2 pseudogenes are annotated in these 1,099 nt (G+C 69.8%); both read left to right on the forward strand.

Going from position 1 to position 1,099, the window contains the following annotated elements:
* Positions 1–358: pseudogene (locus tag Mlute_RS15295) on the forward strand (acyl-ACP--UDP-N-acetylglucosamine O-acyltransferase); the annotation flags it as partial.
* A 54-nt stretch (positions 359–412) separates the two neighbouring features.
* Positions 413–1,099 (forward strand): annotated as a pseudogene (locus Mlute_RS15300) (sugar synthetase); the annotation flags it as partial.

A 1,099-nucleotide genomic window follows, 5' to 3' on the forward strand; every position in this document is an offset into this window, starting at 1 on the left:
GGTGGGGGACTACGCGGTCATAGGGGGGATGGCAGGGGTGCACCAGTTCACTCGGATTGGCGCGCGGGCCATGGTGGGGGCCATGGCCAAGGTAACCCGCGACGTCCTTCCCTTTTCCTTGGCCGAGGGCAGTCCGGCCCTCCACTATCGACTCAACACCGTGGGCCTGCGCCGGGCGGGCATCACTGGGGAGCGCTACCGGGCCCTCGAGCGGGCTTTTCGGGCCCTGCGCGAGGGCAAACCTCTGGACGACTTACCTGATACAGAGGAGGTCCGGGTTTTCAAGGCTTTCTTGGCGGCTCCCTCTCGGCGCGGCCTTTCAGGTTTTGTGCGCGGCGGGGCTGCCTGCAGCGAGTAGTGCGGCCGCAGCCCCCGCCCTGGTGGGTTGGGCCAGGACGGCCGGTGAGTTTCCATGCTGGACGAGGTGCTGCTGCTGACCAACGGCCCCGGTGAGCTCTCTACCTGGGTGCCGCCGGTGCTTTCCCGGCTGAGGAGGGCCCTTCCAGGGGCTCGGTTCGGGCTTTTCTTAATCCGCGACCAGTTCGCCTCGGGCACCGAGTGGGCCAAGGCACGCGAGCTTCCCCTTGACTTTCTGGGGGGCCGCCGGGAGTGGGCCGCCCGGCTGTTGGCGGGGAGGGCTCGGGGTCGGGGCCTGGTGCTGATGCTGGGGGGAGCCCCGAGGGATGCGGTGTTCCTGGGGTGGGCCACGGGCTACCCGGCCTTTGCCTACACCTTTGACCCCAAGGCCTACCATCCCGGCCTCAGGGCGGTGCTGGTGGACTCCGAGCGCACCCGCGCAGCCATGCAGGCCCGTGGGGCCGACCCCGGCCGTATTCGGGTGGTGGGCAACCTGGTGGTGGATGCCTTGGCCGAGGCTCCATCGGTGGAGGTTCCCCCGGTAGAGGTGCTGCTCTTTCCGGGAAGCCGCCCCTTTGCCGCCCGCTATATGCTGGGTTTCCTGCTGGCCGCCGCCGAGCAAATGGCGGCACAGCGGCCTGGCCTGCGCTTCGCCTGGGTTCGCAGCCGCTTGCTGCCCGAAGGGGTGGTTCAAGAGGCCCTGGAGGCCCGCAAGGTCCGCCCGCTGGGGGGGGTGGGGGCC

It is taken from the genome of Meiothermus luteus, assembly GCF_003574085.1.
Taxonomy (GTDB): domain Bacteria; phylum Deinococcota; class Deinococci; order Deinococcales; family Thermaceae; genus Meiothermus; species Meiothermus luteus.